Annotated in this window: 14 protein-coding genes and 1 pseudogene; 10 read left to right on the forward strand and 5 right to left on the reverse strand. The window is 73.3% G+C overall.

All coding sequences use genetic code 11. From position 1 onward, the window contains the following. Positions 1-27 precede the first annotated feature (27 nt). Positions 28-444: a type II toxin-antitoxin system PemK/MazF family toxin gene (locus tag ACZ3ZE_RS08405; protein ID WP_361173220.1), complete on the forward strand. Its 417-nt coding sequence runs from the start codon at positions 28-30 to the stop codon at positions 442-444. Here the strand turns inward: ACZ3ZE_RS08405 and ACZ3ZE_RS08410 are convergent. Then, entirely contained in the window at positions 429-1,262 is an 834-nt protein-coding gene (locus ACZ3ZE_RS08410; RefSeq protein WP_467258034.1) for a TIGR02452 family protein, read from the reverse strand. The genes ACZ3ZE_RS08405 and ACZ3ZE_RS08410 overlap by 16 nt on opposite strands. Before the next feature lie 131 nt (positions 1,263-1,393). Here ACZ3ZE_RS08410 and egtA point away from each other — a divergent pair, with 131 nt between their 5' ends. Genes egtA through egtD form a run of 4 tightly spaced genes read left to right on the forward strand, consistent with a single transcriptional unit; the run spans position 1,394 to position 5,689 of the window. After that, positions 1,394-2,662 (forward strand): ergothioneine biosynthesis glutamate--cysteine ligase EgtA, encoded by a 1,269-nt coding sequence (gene egtA, locus ACZ3ZE_RS08415; protein WP_361173214.1) that lies wholly within the window; start codon positions 1,394-1,396, stop codon positions 2,660-2,662. Continuing rightward, entirely contained in the window at positions 2,659-3,975 is a 1,317-nt protein-coding gene (gene egtB, locus ACZ3ZE_RS08420; RefSeq protein ID WP_363292037.1) for an ergothioneine biosynthesis protein EgtB, read from the forward strand. The genes egtA and egtB overlap by 4 nt, the downstream gene beginning before the upstream one ends. Further along, positions 3,975-4,727, forward strand: a complete 753-nt coding sequence (egtC, locus tag ACZ3ZE_RS08425; protein ID WP_467258035.1) for an ergothioneine biosynthesis protein EgtC — start codon at positions 3,975-3,977, stop codon at positions 4,725-4,727. Before egtB ends, egtC begins: the two co-directional genes overlap by 1 nt. Then, the gene (egtD, locus tag ACZ3ZE_RS08430) at positions 4,724-5,689 is read left to right on the forward strand and encodes an L-histidine N(alpha)-methyltransferase (protein ID WP_361173205.1); all 966 of its coding nucleotides are present in this window, start codon (positions 4,724-4,726) and stop codon (positions 5,687-5,689) included. The genes egtC and egtD overlap by 4 nt, the downstream gene beginning before the upstream one ends. Here egtD and ACZ3ZE_RS08435 read toward each other — a convergent pair. The 3 genes from ACZ3ZE_RS08435 to ACZ3ZE_RS08445 all read right to left on the reverse strand — a co-directional run bounded on the left by ACZ3ZE_RS08435 (position 5,584) and on the right by ACZ3ZE_RS08445 (position 8,765). Then, positions 5,584-6,546: a lysophospholipid acyltransferase family protein gene (locus tag ACZ3ZE_RS08435; RefSeq protein WP_467258038.1), complete on the reverse strand. Its 963-nt coding sequence runs from the start codon at positions 6,544-6,546 to the stop codon at positions 5,584-5,586. The genes egtD and ACZ3ZE_RS08435 overlap by 106 nt on opposite strands. Then, a complete protein-coding gene (locus tag ACZ3ZE_RS08440) occupies positions 6,543-7,355 on the reverse strand; it encodes a GNAT family N-acetyltransferase (RefSeq protein WP_361173199.1) in 813 nt (270 codons plus the stop codon). The genes ACZ3ZE_RS08435 and ACZ3ZE_RS08440 overlap by 4 nt, the downstream gene beginning before the upstream one ends. A gap of 162 nt (positions 7,356-7,517) precedes the next feature. Beyond that, positions 7,518-8,765: an extracellular solute-binding protein gene (locus tag ACZ3ZE_RS08445; protein WP_363292035.1), complete on the reverse strand. Its 1,248-nt coding sequence runs from the start codon at positions 8,763-8,765 to the stop codon at positions 7,518-7,520. Between the two features lie 264 nt (positions 8,766-9,029). On the opposite strand from ACZ3ZE_RS08445, the gene ACZ3ZE_RS08450 reads away from it, so the two are divergent. Continuing rightward, positions 9,030-9,251 carry a dodecin gene (locus ACZ3ZE_RS08450; protein ID WP_361173193.1) on the forward strand — a complete coding sequence of 74 codons (222 nt, stop codon included), beginning with the start codon at positions 9,030-9,032 and terminating at the stop codon, positions 9,249-9,251. Between the two features lie 80 nt (positions 9,252-9,331). On the opposite strand, the gene ACZ3ZE_RS08455 is transcribed toward ACZ3ZE_RS08450, so the two are convergent. Then, positions 9,332-9,820: a phosphatase domain-containing protein gene (locus ACZ3ZE_RS08455; RefSeq protein WP_361173190.1), complete on the reverse strand. Its 489-nt coding sequence runs from the start codon at positions 9,818-9,820 to the stop codon at positions 9,332-9,334. A 113-nt stretch (positions 9,821-9,933) separates the two neighbouring features. Here ACZ3ZE_RS08455 and ACZ3ZE_RS08460 point away from each other — a divergent pair, with 113 nt between their 5' ends. From ACZ3ZE_RS08460 to ACZ3ZE_RS08475, 4 genes and pseudogenes are all read left to right on the forward strand, one after another. Then, entirely contained in the window at positions 9,934-11,097 is a 1,164-nt protein-coding gene (locus ACZ3ZE_RS08460; RefSeq protein ID WP_363292034.1) for an LLM class flavin-dependent oxidoreductase, read from the forward strand. Further along, entirely contained in the window at positions 11,081-13,462 is a 2,382-nt protein-coding gene (locus ACZ3ZE_RS08465) for an ATP-binding cassette domain-containing protein (protein WP_467258040.1), read from the forward strand. Before ACZ3ZE_RS08460 ends, ACZ3ZE_RS08465 begins: the two co-directional genes overlap by 17 nt. Positions 13,463-13,614: 152 nt before the next feature. Further along, positions 13,615-14,235: pseudogene (locus tag ACZ3ZE_RS08470) on the forward strand (IS5 family transposase); the annotation flags it as partial. A gap of 155 nt (positions 14,236-14,390) precedes the next feature. Beyond that, positions 14,391-15,530, forward strand: coding sequence for an RCC1 domain-containing protein (locus ACZ3ZE_RS08475; protein ID WP_467258042.1), 1,140 nt, complete (start codon positions 14,391-14,393; stop codon positions 15,528-15,530). Positions 15,531-15,550: the final 20 nt, after the last annotated feature.

Raw genomic sequence — 15,550 nt, forward strand, 5'->3', positions numbered from 1 at the left:
GGGCCGTTCAGGCGCTAGCGTGCCGGGATGACGACTCCCTTGTACTCCACCACCGAGGCCGACCCGTACTCCATCGGGGCGGTGCGCACCTCCTACGCGCCCGACCACGACGGCGCCCCCGACCCTGGGGAGATCGTGTGGACCTGGGTGCCGTACGAGGAGAACGACGGGCGCGGCAAGGACCGTCCGGTGCTGGTCGTGGCCCGGGAGGAGGCGGGGACGCTGCTGGCCGTGCAGCTGTCGAGCAAGCGGCACGACCACGACCGCGAGTGGGTGCCGATCGGTTCCGGGTCGTGGGACGCGGCGCGGCGCGAGTCCTGGGTGGATCTGGACCGGGTGCTGCGGGTGCACGACTCGGGGATGCGGCGTGAGGCGTGCGCGTTGGACCGGCCGCGCTTCGACCGTGTGGTGGAGCGGCTGATCGAGCGTTACGGCTGGTCCTGACCGAAGGTGCGGCGGAACGCGTCCAGGGTGGCGCGGTCCCTGCTCCGGTCGAGGACGCCGAAGACGATCTCGTCGAAGTGGCCGGCGAACCGCCCGTCGCGGGTGATCAACTCCTTGAAGGCACCGGCGACGTCGGCGGGCTCGTTCTGGAAGACGCCGCAGCCCCAGGCGCCCAGCACCAGCCTGCGGTAGCCGTGGGCGGCGGCGGTCTCCAGGACCCGTTCGGCGCGGGCGGCGAGCACTTCGGGGAGGCGGCCGGCCAGCTCGGGGCTGCGGCGGCGGACCACTCCGGCGTTCGGCGCGGGCGAGGTGAGGAAGCCGACGGTGAAGGGTTCGGTGAGCAGGACGCCGCGGTCGGTGCGGAAGACGGGCACGCCGGGTGAGTGGATGACCCGATCGGTGTAGAAGGGGTCACGCTCCGCGCGGTGGTGCTCGTAGTAGGCGGGGGCGCGCAGCAGGGTGGCGTACAGGGCGGAGGAGCGGCACAGGGCCTCTTCCTGGGCCTGGGCGCCGTTGAGGTAGCCGCCGCCGGGGTTGCGGGCGGAGGCGAAGTTGAGGACCGCGACGGGGGCGGTGGCGTCGGCGCGGATCAGCCGGCGGGCGGCGACGAGGCTGCTCTCGCCGGTGACCTCGATCAGGGTCGTACGGCCGGTTTCCGGGGTGACGGGGACGGGTTCGGGGCCGTGGAGGCGGGTTCCCGCCAGGGCCGCCGCCAGCTCCTCGGCGAGGAAGACGGTCCGGCCGTCCGGTGCCGTGTAGCGGCCCGCCGCCACGATCTCCTCGGTCTCGTGGGCGAGGGCCCGAAGTCGTGCGCTCATGGCCCGAAAGCATGATCGACCCGCGTTCCGGGCGGCAACGGGTTTTACCGGCCACGCCACCAGAGGCGCTCTTGCACACCCGCCCGGGGTGGCTTTAGGTGGAATCAGCGCTTTCCCAGGAGGTGCAGACGATGCCCACGTCGCCGACGAGCGGCATACCCCAGGGCGGTGCCTCGATCAGCGAGGCGGAAGCCGAGGCCCTGCTGCGATGTATCTGCTTCAAGACCGGACCGCCCCGCACGGTCGGGGCCGAGCTGGAGTGGCTCGTCCACGATCTGCGTGACCCCCGCCTTCCCGTCCCGCCGTCCCGGCTGGCGGCGGCCATCGACACCGTACGGGCCCTGCCGCTGGTCTCGGCCCTCACCTTCGAACCCGGCGGGCAGCTGGAGCTCAGCTCGCCGCCCGCCGCCTCCCTCATGGAGTGCCTGGACTCGCTCGCCGCCGACCTGAAGGCGGTGCGCGGGGCGCTCGCCCCGCTCGGGCTCGGGCTCAACGGCTACGGCGTCGACCCGTGGCACGCGCCCCGCGCGCGGGTGCTGCACGAGCCGCGGTACGACGCGATGGAGATCGCCCTCGGCAGGACCGGGCCTTCGGGGCGGGCCATGATGTGCGAGTCCGCCTCGGTGCAGGTCTGCCTGGACGCCGGGGTGGAGGGCCCGGGGCCGCTCGGCTACCGGCGGCGCTGGGAACTCGCCCATCTGCTGGGCCCGGTGCTGGTGGCGGCCTTCGCCAACTCCCCCGTGCACGGCGGCCGCAGGACGGGCTGGCGCTCCACCCGGCAGCTCCTGTGGGCCGATCTCGACCCGGCGCGGGCCCTCGCCCCGAAGGCGGACGGCGATCCGCGGGCCGAGTGGGCGGCGCACGTCCTGGACACCCCGGTGCTGTGCGTGCGGACGCCGGAAGGACCGTGGGCGGTGCCGGAGGGGCTGACGTTCCGGGAGTGGCTGCGCACGGGCGAGCCGCGCCCGCCCGTGGTGGACGATCTGAGCTACCACGTCACCACCCTCTTCCCGCCGGTGCGGCCGCGCGGGCATCTGGAGCTGCGGATGATCGACGCGCAGCCCGGGCCCGACGGGTGGATGGTGCCGATCGCCGTGACCACCGCCCTGTTCGAGGACCCGAAGGCGGCCGAGGCGGCCTACCGGGCGACGCTGCCGCTGGCGGCGCGCGCGGCGAGCGGTCCCGCGCCGCGCAATCCGCTCTGGCTCTCGGCGGCCCGCAACGGCCTCACGGACCCGGCGCTGCACGCCGCCGCGCTGGCCGCGTTCGACGCGGCCGTGGAGGCGCTGCCGCGGATCGGGGCGTCCGCCGAAGTGGTGGGCGCGGTCGGCTCGTTCCGCGAAAGGTACGTGGTGCCGGGCGGCTGCCCGGCCGACGGACTTCAGGAGGTGGTGTCATGACCGGGCAGGGCACGGAGGCGCTGCGGCTGCGGGCCGTGACGGCTCTGACCGCGGCGCGGGAGCGGACCGCGCTGCTCACCTCCTGCGTCGAGGACTCCGAACTCACCGCCCAGCACTCGCCGTTGATGTCACCGCTGGTGTGGGACCTGGCACACATCGGCAACCAGGAGGAGCAGTGGCTGTGGCGGGCCGTCGCGGGCCGGGAGGCGCTGCGGCCCGAGATCGACCCGCTGTACGACGCCTTCCAGCATCCGCGCGCCGCCCGGCCCTCGCTGCCGCTGCTGGCCCCGGCGGAGGCCCGGGCGTACGCGGCGGACGTCCGGGGCCGGGTCCTGGACGTCCTGGGCGCCACCCCCCTGGAGGGCCGGCCGCTGGTCGACGCGGGCTTCGCCTTCGGGATGATCGCCCAGCACGAACAGCAGCACGACGAGACGATGCTGATCACCCATCAGCTGCGGAAGGGTCCGGCCGCGCTCACCGCCCCCGCGCCGCCGCGGACGCACTCCTCGGGGCCGGTGACGCACGAAGTGCTGGTGCCGGGCGGGCCGTTCACGATGGGCACCTCCGACGAGCCGTGGGCCCTCGACAACGAGCGGCCCGCGCACACCAGGATCGTCCCCGCCTTCTTCATCGACACCGTCCCCGTGACCAACGGCGCCTACCAGGCGTTCATGGCCGACGGCGGCTACCGCGACGAGCGCTGGTGGCGGCCCGAGGGCTGGGCGCAGATCCGCGAACACGCCATCGAGGCCCCGCTGTTCTGGCACCAGGACGGCGGGCGGTGGCTGCGCCGCAGGTTCGGCGTGACCGAACCGGTGCCCGAGGAGGAGCCGGTGCTGCACGTCAGCTGGTACGAGGCGGACGCCTACGCCCGCTGGGCGGGCCGCAGACTGCCCACCGAGGCCGAGTGGGAGAAGGCCGCCCGCCACGATCCGGCGGCCGGCCGCTCGCGCCGCTACCCGTGGGGGGACGCCGACCCCGAGCCCGTACACGCCAATCTGGGGCAGCGGCACCTGGGACCCGCGCCGGCCGGGAGCTATCCCGAGGGCGCGTCGCCGCTCGGGGTGCGCCAGCTGATCGGCGACGTGTGGGAGTGGACGGCGAGCGACTTCCTGCCGTACCCGGGCTTCCGGGCCTTCCCGTACAAGGAGTACTCGGAGGTGTTCTTCGGGCCCGCGCACAAGGTGCTGCGGGGCGGGTCCTTCGCCGTCGACCCGGTGGCCTGCCGGGGCACCTTCCGCAACTGGGACCTGCCGGTGCGGCGGCAGATCTTCTCCGGCTTCCGCACCGCGCGCGACGCGGAGCCCGTCTGATGTGCCGGCACCTCGCCTTCCTCGGCGAACCGGTGACGCTCGGCGAGCTGCTGCTGCGGCCGCCGCACTCCCTGGAGCGCCAGTCCTGGGAGCCGCGGTCGCAGACCAGCGGGGTGGTGAACGCCGACGGCTTCGGGGTCGGCTGGTGGGCCGGGGACGACCCGGTGCCCGCCCGCTACCGGCGGGCGGTGCCGATCTGGGGCGACCCCTCGTTCGCGGACCTGGCCCGCGTGGTCCGTACGGGGGCGCTGCTCGCCGCCGTACGGGGCGCGACCCTGCCGGGGGCGGACGGCGAGGCCGCGGCGGCGCCGTTCGCCGCGGACCGGTGGCTGTTCAGCCTGAACGGGGCCGTCCCGGGCTGGCCGGGGTCCCTGGACTCCCTGGCGGCGACCCTGCCGGCCGCGGAACTGCTCGCCCTGGAGGCGCGGACCGACGCGGCCCTCGTGTGGGCGCTCGTGCTGCACCGGCTGCGGGCGGGGGACGCGCCCGACCGGGCAGTCGCCGACACCGTGCGGGAGGTGGCGGAGGCCGCCCCGGGGGCCCGGCTCAACCTGCTGCTCACCGACGGATCGACGATCACGGCCACGGCCTGGGGGAACTCGCTCAGCTGTCTCACCGGGCCCGACCGCGTGGTCGTGGCCTCCGAACCGTACGACGACGACCCGCGCTGGAGCGCGGTGCCGGACCGCACGGTCCTCACCGCGACCCGCTCCGGCGTCGCCCTCATCCCGCTCAAGGAGCCCTCCCCGTGAGCCCGTTCCAGCTGACCCGCACCCTCGCCGAGGACGCCACGGGCGCCGCGCTGCGCGCCGACGTCCTGCACGGCCTCACCCGCACCCCCAAGGAACTGCCGCCGAAGTGGTTCTACGACGCCCGCGGCAGCGAGCTGTTCGAGGAGATCACCCGGCTCCCCGAGTACTACCCGACCCGCGCCGAACGGGAGATCCTCGTCGCCCGCTCCGGGGAGATCGCGGCGGCGACCGGGGCGCGGACGCTGGTGGAGCTCGGTTCCGGCTCCTCCGACAAGACCCGCCATCTCATCGACGCGCTGCTGCCCGCCCTGGACGCCTATGTACCGGTGGACGTGAGCGAGTCGGCGCTGAAGGGGGCGGGCGAGGCGCTGCTCGCCGAGCGGCCGGGGCTGCGCGTGCACGCCCTGGTGGCCGACTTCACCCACGGGCTCGACCTGCCGGACACGCCGGGGCCGCGCCTGGTGGCGTTCCTCGGCGGCACGATCGGCAATCTCCTGCCCGAGGAGCGGCGGGAGTTCCTGCGCGCGGTACGGGCGATGCTGACGCCCGGGGACGCGCTGCTCCTCGGCACCGACCTGGTGAAGGACGAGGCGACCCTGGTCGCCGCCTATGACGACGCGGCCGGGGTGACGGCCGCGTTCAACAAGAACGTGCTCACGGTCATCGGCCGGGAACTGGGGGCCGACGCCCACCCGGAGGACTTCGAGCACGTGGCGCTGTGGGACCGCGAGCACGAGTGGATCGAGATGCGGCTGCGGGCGCGCCACGCGCTCACGGTGAAGATCCCCGAGCTGGATCTGGTGGTGCCGTTCGAGGCGGGTGAGGAGCTGCGGACGGAGGTGTCGGCGAAGTTCCGTCAGGAGGGGGTACGCAAGGAGCTGGCCGAGGCGGGGCTGACGCTGGCGCGCTGGTGGACGGACGAGGAGGGGCGGTTCGCGCTGTCGCTGGCCACGGTGGGCTGAGGGGGGACGGCCGGCAGGAGCCGGTACGGGTGCGGGTCCGGGTGCGCCCGGCCGCGGGGGTGGACGGCGGCTTCGGCGGCGCGGGCGAGGGCCCGGCGGTCTGGATATCGGGTACTGGATATCGGATCCAATATCCATAGGTCGGCGACCAGCCGCCGCGCCCTCGCGATCCGCCACAGCGACGCCCCCAGGGGGTCGTCCCCGACGAACGCCGCCGGGCCGACGGGCCGGTAGTCGATCCGTACGGGCTGGACATCGGATCCGGTATCCAGCGCGGACTGGAACGCCGCCGGACGGAAGGCGCCCCCGCCCCGCCCGCACCACGTCGACCCCTCCGGGAACACGACGACCCGGCCGCCTCCCGCCAGGACGCAGCTCATGGCACCCACGGTGCCGGGCAGGCTCCTGAGCCGGTCGCGGTCGATGAAGAGGGTGCCGCCGAGCGCCGCGAGCCGGCCCAGCAGGGGCCAGCCGCGCACCTCGCGCTTGGCGACCATCCGGCCGGGCAGGACGGCGGCGAGCAGCGGGACGTCCAGCCAGGAGACGTGGTTGGCCACCACCAGGAGCGGCCCGCCCGGGGGCACCCCCGGGCCGTGGACCCGGATCCGCACCCCGAAGGCGCGCACCACCGCCCGGCACCAGCGGCGGACGAGGAGCAGACGCCAGGCGGGCGGGAGCAGGGCCGCGAGCGGGGCGAGCAGCACCCCGAGGAGCACGGCCGCGAGTCCGGCGGCGAGCCGGAGCACGCCCCGGGCAGCCGCCGCGCGCGGGGCGTCGGGCCCGGGGTGGGCGGCGCACCGGCCCGGGGTGCAGGGCGCCGTGGGGAGCCACGGCGAAGGGGCCGTGGGGGTGCTCACCGGACCGGGGCGAGCGAGAGGAAGTGGCGCAGGTAGCGGGGGTTGGTGCGGCGCAGCGACAGCAGGACGTAGAGGTCGGCGACGCCGAAGTCGGGGTCGTGGGCGGGGGCGCCGCACACCCAGGCGCCGAGCCGGAGGTAGCCGCGCAGCAGCGGGGGCAGCTCGGTGCGCCCCCGCGCGGGGGTGACGCCCTCGGGGGTCCAGAGGCGGTGCGGGGTGACCCAGAACTCCTCGGGCGCGAGGTGCTTGGCCTTGACGGTGTCCCAGGTGGCGGCGGCGAGGGTGCCGCCGTCGGCGAGCGGGACGGAGCAGCAGCCGGCGAGCCACTCGTGCCCGGTGCGGGTCATGTAGCGGGCGAGTCCGGCCCAGATGAGCGCGATGACGGCGCCGTTGCGGTGGGCGGGGTGGACGCAGGAGCGGCCGACCTCGACCAGGTCGTGGCGGATGGGGGCGAGCCGGGTGAGGTCGAACTCGCTCTCCGAGTAGAGCCGGCCCGCGACGGCGGCGCGCTCGGGCGGCAGCACCCGGTAGGTGCCGACGACCTCGCCGGTGTCCTCGACCCGTACGAGGAGGTGGTCGCAGTAGGCGTCGAAGGCGTCGCTGTCGAGGCCGGGTTCCGGCCCGTCGAGGACGGCGCCCATCTCGCCCGCGAAGACCTGGTGGCGCAGCCGCTGGGCGGCGCGCACGTCCTCCTGGTCCCGGGCGAGGCCGACGACGTAGCGGGGCTGCGGCTCGTCCCCCGGCTGTGGCTGGGCCGGTACGGCCACGACCGGTGCGGCGACGTGCTGGGCGACGGGTACTGCGGCCATGTCGGGCTCCTCCGGCGGTACGGAAGGGACGGTGGGAGCCGGACCGAGCGAGCGGTGGTCCGGCTCCTTGTTTCTTCCGTGACCGGCTGGATTCGACGTGACCGTGCGGGGGCCGGTTGGTGTGGAGGCGCTGAATGCTGTCCGGCGGCCGGACGGTGACGGCTACTCCGCGAGACCGCTCGTGATCTGCTCGGAGGCCTCCTTGGCGGCCTGCCGGGGGTCGCCGCCCTGGAGGACGGCCGTCATGTACGGCTTGATGGGGTTGGAGCCCTCGATGTCGGCCCACTGCGGGGAGTTGGGGGTGGCGCGGCCGCGTGCGGCGCCGACGGCCATGGTGGCGGTGGCCTCCTGGTCCTCGATGGCGGAGGCCAGGGAGGCCTTGTTGGGGACGTAGTTCATGGCGCGGGCGAGCTCGGTCTGCCACTGCTCGCCGGCGAGCGCCTTGACGACGTCGAGCGCGGCGGCGCGCTCGGGGGCGTTCTCCGGGATGATCAGGTCGGAGCCGCCGGTGAACACGGCGCACGGCTGGCCCGCCTTCTTGCCCGGTATGGGGAAGAAACCCAGCTTGTCCTTGAGGCCGGGGTTGGCCTTGGTGATGACGGGGATGGCGCTGGGGGTGGCGATGATCTGGGCGACCTTGCCCTTGGCGAAGACCTCGGCCTGCGGCGGGTTCTGCTCGTCGGCGTCCTTGGGGCCCTGGCCGTACGACTGGAGTTCCTTGTAGTACTCCATGCCCCGCAGGGCGGCGGCGCTGTCGAGGGCGCCGGTCCACTGGCCGCTCTTGTCGACGGCGAGTTCGCCGCCCTCGTCCCAGATGAACCCGGAGAGGGTGTACCAGTCCTGACCCGCGAGGTAGATGCCCTGGGTGTCGCCCCGGTTGAGCTTCTCGGTGTCGTCGAGCCACTGGGCGCGGGTGGCGGGCGGCTTGGTGACGCCGCCCCGCGCGAAGAGGTCCTTGTTGTAGATGACGATGCGGTTGGCCGCGTACCAGGGGATGCCGTACTGGGCGCCGCCGATGGAGCCGGGTTCGGCGAGACCGGGGAGCCAGTCCTGGCTGCCGAGGTCGCGGACCGACTCCAGGGTGAGGTCGTAGAGCTTCTCGGTGTCGGCGTACTGCGCGACCTGCGTGTTGCCGACCTCGATGACGTCGGGTCCGCCGGAGCCCTCGATGGCCTGGGTGACCTTCTTCCCGATGCCGGTCCACTCCTGGATGGTGAACTTCAGCTCGATGTCGTCGTGCTCGGCCTCGAAGGACTCCGTGAAGCGCTGGAGGAAGTCGTCGCTGACGCTGTCACGCATCAGCCAGACGTTCACCGTGCGGGTGCCACCCCCGCCCGGAAGGAGACCGCACCCGGACAGGACGAGGGCGGAGACGACTGCCAGCGGACAGACGAGACGGCGGTTCTTCACGTAGGTCACCTTCTGCGTTCCAGGGCACGGGCTGCGGCATGGACTGCGGCGGCATGGAGGGCTGACCCGACGTGTGGGGGGACCGAACGGGAGGTTCGCGCGGGTATGTGGCCTGGATTCTGGTCTGGACCAAAGCGGATGGTCAAGTCCTTGACCAATCGAGCCGCCCGGCCCGGCGCGTCGGCTGGGCGGCGGCGGACGTGTCGCGGACCCCGGCGGGGTGGGGCACGGTGGAGGGAACGCACCGAGAGGAGTCCGGCTCCCATGTCGAACCACACCTATCGCGTCACCGAGATCGTCGGCACGTCCACCGAGGGCGTCGACCAGGCCATCCGCAACGGCATCGAGCGTGCCTCACAGACCCTGAGAGGCCTCGACTGGTTCGTGGTCACCGAGGTCCGCGGGCATCTCGCCGACGGGGCGATCGAGCACTACCAGGTCGGACTCAAGGTCGGCTTCCGACTGGAGGACGAGGACGAGGCCTGACCCGGCTTCAGGACTTTGGGGTCTTCGGATTCTGGATTCTGGATTCTGGATTCTGGATCCAAAATCCAGTCCCCCCACCCTCAGGTCCGCCCCTCCCCCTCCTGCGCCTCCGACAGCGCCTCCGAAGGCGCCGTCCAGCGCGCCCGCACCACCGTGAAGCCGGCCTCCTCGGCGGCGTCGCAGACCAGCTCGTCGTCGTCGACGAGCATGCGGATCTCGCGGTCCTCCCTGATCCGGCGCAACACGTCCAGCTTCGTCTGCCGGGCGGGGCGCCGGTCCCGGTCCCCGCGCATGTGGACCGGACCCTCGGGGAGGCCGTGGGCGGCCAGCCAGGCGAGGGTGTCGCGGCGGCAGCGCTCGGGGCGGCCGGTGAGGTAGACGATGTCGCACTCCTCGGCGGCCTCCCGGCACAGCGCGACGCCCTCGGCGAGCGGCGGGTCCTGGGGCGCGGCGGCGAAGAAACGGTTCCAGTCGCGCGGCTTGCCCTCCAGGAAGTGCTGGCGGTGGGCGGTGGAGCTGAGGGTGTTGTCCAGGTCGAAGACGGCCACGGGCCTGCGGTGTCGGTTCACTCCCCCAGCCTAGGCACCCGGGCCCGCGACGAACCCGCGCCGGACCCGCCCCGGGCGCCCCGGGCTTCCGGGAATCCCCCGCGCCCCGACGCGTTGAACCCTGCGTGAGCACCATGACGACGACCGCACTCGAAGGCATCAGATTCTCCGTCCTGGACCGGTCCCGCACCCGGGAGGGCGAGGACGGCGGGCAGGCGCTGCGCGACACGGTGCGGCTCGCCCGGGAGGCGGAGGCGCTGGGGTACCACCGGTTCTGGGTGTCGGAGCACCACAGCGTGCCGGGGGTGGCCGGCTCGGCGCCGACGGTGCTGGCCGCCGCGGTCGCGGGGGCGACCTCCCGGATCCGGGTGGGGACCGGCGGGGTGATGCTGCCGAACCACCAGCCGATGGTGGTGGCCGAGCAGTTCGGGGTGCTGGAGTCCCTGTTCCCGGGGCGGATCGACATGGGGCTCGGGCGTTCGGTCGGGTTCACGGACGGCATCCGGCGGGCGCTCGGCCGGGACAAGGAGGACGCCGACCGCTTCGGCGAGCAGCTGGAGGAGCTGCTGGGCTGGTTCACGGGCACGCAGACCGCCCATCCGCAGGTGCACGCCCGCCCGGCGGAGGGCCTGCGGGTGCCGCCTTTCGTCCTGGCCACCGGCGAGGGCGCGGCGATCGCGGCGGCGGCCGGGCTGCCCCTGGTGATCGGCGACCTGCGCGGGCGCTCGCGGATGCTGGCCGCGGTCGACGCCTACCGGGCCGCGTTCCGCCCGTCGGCCTGGTCGGCGGAGCCGTACGTGGTCGTCTCGGGCACGGTCGCCGTCGCCGCCACCGACGCGGAGGCCCGGCGGCTCCTGAAGCCGGAGGCGTGGTCGCTCGCCCACTCGCGCACCAAGGGCGTCTTCCCGCCGCTGCTGCCGCCGGAGCACATCGAGCGCCTGGAAGCGGCCCGGGCGGCGGACGGCACGAACGCCGGCCCGGACTCCGGCCCCGACTCCGGCCTGGACGCCGCTACGGACGCCGGTACGACCGCCCGCACGACGGCCGGGATGACGGAGAAGCAGCGCGGCTTCTACGCGGCGGGGCTCCAGGGCCACATCCACGGCACGGAGGAGCGGGTCGCCGAGGAGCTGGCGGGGCTGGTGCGGGAGAGCGGGGCGCAGGAGGTGCTGGTGACGACGAGCACGTACGACCGGGGCGCGCTGCTCGACTCGTACCGCAGGCTCGCCCGTCTGGCGGGCCTGACCAGGGCAAATGTCACGAGCGGCCTAGAATCGGCGGATGCACAGCCGCACTGACGCCCCGCCGGCGCCGCCCGCGCCCCACGATCCTTTCGTCCGCGTACGGGGCGCCCGCGAGCACAATCTGAAGGGTGTGGACGTCGACGTCCCCCGGGACGCGCTGACGGTGTTCACGGGCGTGTCGGGCTCGGGGAAGTCCTCGCTGGCGTTCGGGACGATCTACGCGGAGGCGCAGCGCCGCTACTTCGAGTCGGTGGCACCGTACGCCCGTCGGCTCATCCACCAGGTGGGGGCGCCGAAGGTCGGGGAGATCACCGGCCTGCCGCCCGCGGTGTCGCTGGAGCAGCGCAGGGCCGTGCCGAACGCGCGCTCCTCGGTCGGTACGGTGACGACGCTGTCCAACTCGCTGCGCATGCTGTTCTCCCGCGCCGGCACCTATCCGCCGGGGGCGCCGCGCCTGGATTCCGACGCGTTCTCCCCCAACACCGCCGCCGGGGCCTGCCCTTCCTGTCACGGCATCGGCCGGGTGCACGGCACGAGCGAGGAACTGCTGGTCCCCGACCCGGGCTTGTCGATCCGCGAGGGCGCCATCGCCGCCTGGCCGGGTGCCTGGCAGGGCAAGAACCTGCGGGACGTCCTGGACACCCTGGGGTACGACGTGGACCGGCCCTGGCGGGAGCTGGCGGCGAAGGACCGGGAGTGGATCCTGTTCACGGACGAGCAGCCCGTGGTGACGGTCCATCCGGTGCGCGAGGCGGGCCGCATCCAACGCCCTTACCAGGGCACGTACATGAGCGCCCGGCGCTATGTGATGCACACCTTCTCGGATTCGAAGAGCGCGACGCTGCGGGCGAAGGCCGAGCGGTTCCTGACGAGCAGCCCGTGCCCGGTGTGCGGGGGCGGCCGGCTGCGGCCGGAGGCGATGGCGGTGACCTTCGCGGGCCGGACGATCGCGGAGCTCTCCGCCCTGCCGCTGACCGATCTGGCGCGGACGCTCACTTCGGCGGAGCGCCCCTCCGAGACGGCCCGTGTCCTCGGCGAGGACCTGGTGGCGCGGATCGGCACCGTCACGGAGCTCGGCCTCGGCTACCTCAGCCTCGACCGGGCGACGCCGACGCTGTCCAACGGAGAGCTCCAGCGACTGCGCCTCGCCACGCAGTTGCGCTCGGGACTCTTCGGGGTCGTGTACGTGCTCGACGAGCCGTCCGCGGGGCTGCACCCGGCGGACACCGAGGCGCTGCTGGTGGTCCTCGACCGGCTGAAGGCGGCGGGGAACACGGTGTTCGTCGTCGAGCACCATCTGGATGTGGTGCGGCACGCGGACTGGCTGGTGGACGTGGGCCCGCGGGCCGGGGTGCACGGCGGCCGGGTGCTGCACAGCGGCCCGCCGCAGGGGCTCGCGGAGGTGGCCGAGTCGGCGACCCGCCGGTTCCTCTTCGACCGGGCGCCCGTGCCCGGGCGCGCGGTGCGCGAGCCGTCCGGGTGGCTGCGGACCGGACCGGTCGACCGGCACAACCTGCGCGGCCTCGACGCGGCCTTCCCGCTGGGCGTGCTCACGGCCGTCACCGGGGTGTCCGGTTCGGGGAAGTCGACCCTGGTGGGCGTCCTGGCCGAGGACCTTCCGGGCGTGGAGCGGCTGGTGACGGTCGATCAGAAGCCGATCGGGCGGACGCCTCGTTCCAATCTCGCCACCTACACGGGCCTGTTCGACGTCGTGCGCAAGCTGTTCACCGCCACCGACGAGGCGCGGGAGCGCGGTTACAAGGCCGGCCGGTTCTCGTTCAACGTGCCGGGCGGGCGCTGTGAGACCTGTCAGGGCGAGGGGTTCGTCTCCGTCGAGCTGCTGTTCCTGCCGAGCACGTACGCGCCCTGCCCGGACTGCCACGGGGCCCGCTACAACCCGGAGACGCTGGAGGTGCGGCTGCGCGGGCTGACCATCGCCGAGGTCCTGGACCTGACGGTGGAGTCGGCTGCCGGGTTCTTCGCGGACGTCCCGGCGGCGGCCCGCAGCCTGGGCACGCTGCTCGACGTCGGCCTCGGCTATCTGCGGCTCGGCCAGCCGGCGACGGAGCTGTCCGGCGGGGAGGCGCAGCGCATCAAGCTGGCCTCCGAGCTGCAACGGCCCCGCCGCGCCCACACCCTGTACGTGCTCGACGAGCCGACCACGGGGCTGCACCCGGCCGATGTGGAGGTGCTGATGCGCCAGCTGCACGGTCTGGCCGACGCCGGTCACACGGTGATCGTCGTCGAGCACGACATGGAGGTGGTCGCCACGGCGGACTGGGTCGTCGACCTGGGTCCGGGCGGCGGCGACGAGGGCGGCCGGATCGTGGCCGCCGGGCCGCCCGCCGAGGTGGCCCGGGCGGCGGAGAGCAGGACCGCTCCCTATCTCGCCCGGGCCTTGGGCGTGTCGGGAACGTAGCGCCGTCTGCCCGCGGGGCAGGGCCGCGAGCCAGGCGGGACTTTTCGGATACGACCTTGGGGCCTCACCGCGCCCGGTGAGGCCCCGTGGGCGGCTAGGCCGTGTTTTAGGTTCCGGAACCGCCGGGGCTAGTGAGCCGTGATGATCGCGTTGTGGGGCGTGGAAATCTCTCGGATAAGGATTGGTCAGTGTTGGAGTCAGTGCTGGCTGCAGCGGGTGTGCGCCGCAGGTCGGAGAATCGGCGGTGATTGGTCGATGGGGTCCGGTGGCGGGTCCGGACCGGTGCTCCCTGGTGTGATCTCCCGCCTGAGTACGGGCCCTGGCAGACGGTCTACGGGCTGTTCCGCAGGTGGCAGCGCCAGGGGGTCTGGGCCCGTGTGCTGACCTTGTTGCAGGCGAGGGCGGATGCGGCAGGGCTCATCACATGGGAGGTGAGCGTCGACTCGACGGTGTGTCGGGCACATCAGCACGCGGCCGGTGCGCGGCGGGACGGGGCTGGACAGAAGGAGCCACCGGGCGGCGTGGCCGAAGAGCCGGCCGATCACGGACTGGGCAGGTCGCGGGGCGGGTTCAGCACGAAGATCCACTTGGCGTGTGAGCAGGGCCAGAAGCTGCTGTCGTTGTTGGTGACGGCGGGTCAGCGTGGGGACAGTCCGCTGTTCGTGCCGGTACTGGAGGCGATCCGGGTGCCGCGGCTCGGGGCAGGTCGCCCGCAGCGGACTCCCGTGCGGGTGCGGGCGGACCGGGCGTATTCATCAGCGGTCAACCAAGCGGGAAGACCGATCTCGCTGTGCCGCTTCTCTTCGCGCTGACCCGACTGCCGTTACCGCACCACATCCACGTCATCCTCGTACTTCCCGTTCAGTTCACCCTTTCAAGTGATCTGCGCCGAGGCTGGTCGATCTTGGGAATCTGGGACGTAAGGCTGGTGCGGACACGTGATCTTTTGACGTGGAGGACAACCATGGCGGATTCGCCGCGTAGCACTGCCGCAACGGTTCTGGCCTGGGGAGCAGGGGATGCCGGGCAGCTCGGTGACGGGACGACCGAGGACCGGTACACGCCCGGGGCGGTGAAGGCCCTGGTGCCGGCTGATGTCGTGAAGGTCGTGAGTGGGGGTGTGGGCTCCAGCAGCACCTTTGCGTTCGTCCTGGGTGCCGACGGCACGGTCAAGGCGTGGGGAGGCAACACCGAAGGCCAGCTCGGCAACGGCAGCATCACGCAGCAGACCACGCCGGCGCCCGTCTCCCAGCTCACGGGGATCAAGGACATCGCTGCCGGGGGGATGCACGCCCTGGCGCTCGACGCCCACGGCCAGGTGTACGCCTGGGGGTCCAACGCCTACGGACAGCTCGGCAGCACCAGCACCGGCGATGATCGGACCGCGCCGGTCCGGGTGCAGGGCCTGGGAAAGGTCAAGGAGGTGGCCGCGGGCGGCGAGTTCAGCTTCGCCCTGCTGGAGGACGGCACGGTCTACGCCTGGGGTCAGGGCATTCACGGCCAGCTCGGAAACGGCGGCCTGGGCTCCGGCCACACGCCCCAGCGGGTCGTGCGTCTGGAGAACATCGCCGCCATCGCGGCCGGGCGCTACCACGCCCTGGCCCTGACCTCGGATGCCACTGTCAAGAGCTGGGGCTACAACCTCTACGGACAGCTGGGCGACAGCAGCACCAAGCTCAGCGCCGTCCCGGTGGACGTCGACACGCTGGAGGACGTCAGCCGGCTCGTCGTCGGCGCCCACCACAACTACGCGGTGTTCTCCGACGGCGTCGTGGTGGGTTGGGGCAGCAACCGGTACGGCCAGCTTCTCCAGGACGACGACGGCGCGCTCACCAGCATCACCGGCGCGGTGGAGATCCCCCGCCTCAAGGACGTCCAGGCCCTGGCCGCCGGCGCCCGCCACGGGGTGGCGATTACCGGAGGGGACGTCTACGCCTGGGGCGACAACAGCGAGGGCCAGCTCGGCAACGGCACCACCACCGCCGGCTACCACAAGGTCGAACTGCCCGGTACCGGCTACACCGGGGTCGCCGCCTCCCTGGACGGCAACACCACGTACCTGTACTGAACCGCTCGTCCACCTCGACT

It is taken from the genome of Streptomyces sp. NPDC023157, from assembly GCF_055560575.1.

What these genes read in the sequence shown, in the direction of transcription:
- ACZ3ZE_RS08405 (WP_361173220.1), top strand. Translation starts at nt 28, where the DNA reads ATGACGACTCCCTTGTACTCCACCACCGAGGCCGACCCGTACTCCATC.
- ACZ3ZE_RS08410 (WP_467258034.1), bottom strand. Translation starts at nt 1,262, where the DNA reads ATGAGCGCACGACTTCGGGCCCTCGCCCACGAGACCGAGGAGATCGTG.
- egtA (WP_361173214.1), top strand. Translation starts at nt 1,394, where the DNA reads ATGCCCACGTCGCCGACGAGCGGCATACCCCAGGGCGGTGCCTCGATC.
- egtB (WP_363292037.1), top strand. Translation starts at nt 2,659, where the DNA reads ATGACCGGGCAGGGCACGGAGGCGCTGCGGCTGCGGGCCGTGACGGCT.
- egtC (WP_467258035.1), top strand. Translation starts at nt 3,975, where the DNA reads ATGTGCCGGCACCTCGCCTTCCTCGGCGAACCGGTGACGCTCGGCGAG.
- ACZ3ZE_RS08440 (WP_361173199.1), bottom strand. Translation starts at nt 7,355, where the DNA reads ATGGCCGCAGTACCCGTCGCCCAGCACGTCGCCGCACCGGTCGTGGCC.
- ACZ3ZE_RS08450 (WP_361173193.1), top strand. Translation starts at nt 9,030, where the DNA reads ATGTCGAACCACACCTATCGCGTCACCGAGATCGTCGGCACGTCCACC.
- ACZ3ZE_RS08460 (WP_363292034.1), top strand. Translation starts at nt 9,934, where the DNA reads ATGACGACGACCGCACTCGAAGGCATCAGATTCTCCGTCCTGGACCGG.
- ACZ3ZE_RS08465 (WP_467258040.1), top strand. Translation starts at nt 11,081, where the DNA reads ATGCACAGCCGCACTGACGCCCCGCCGGCGCCGCCCGCGCCCCACGAT.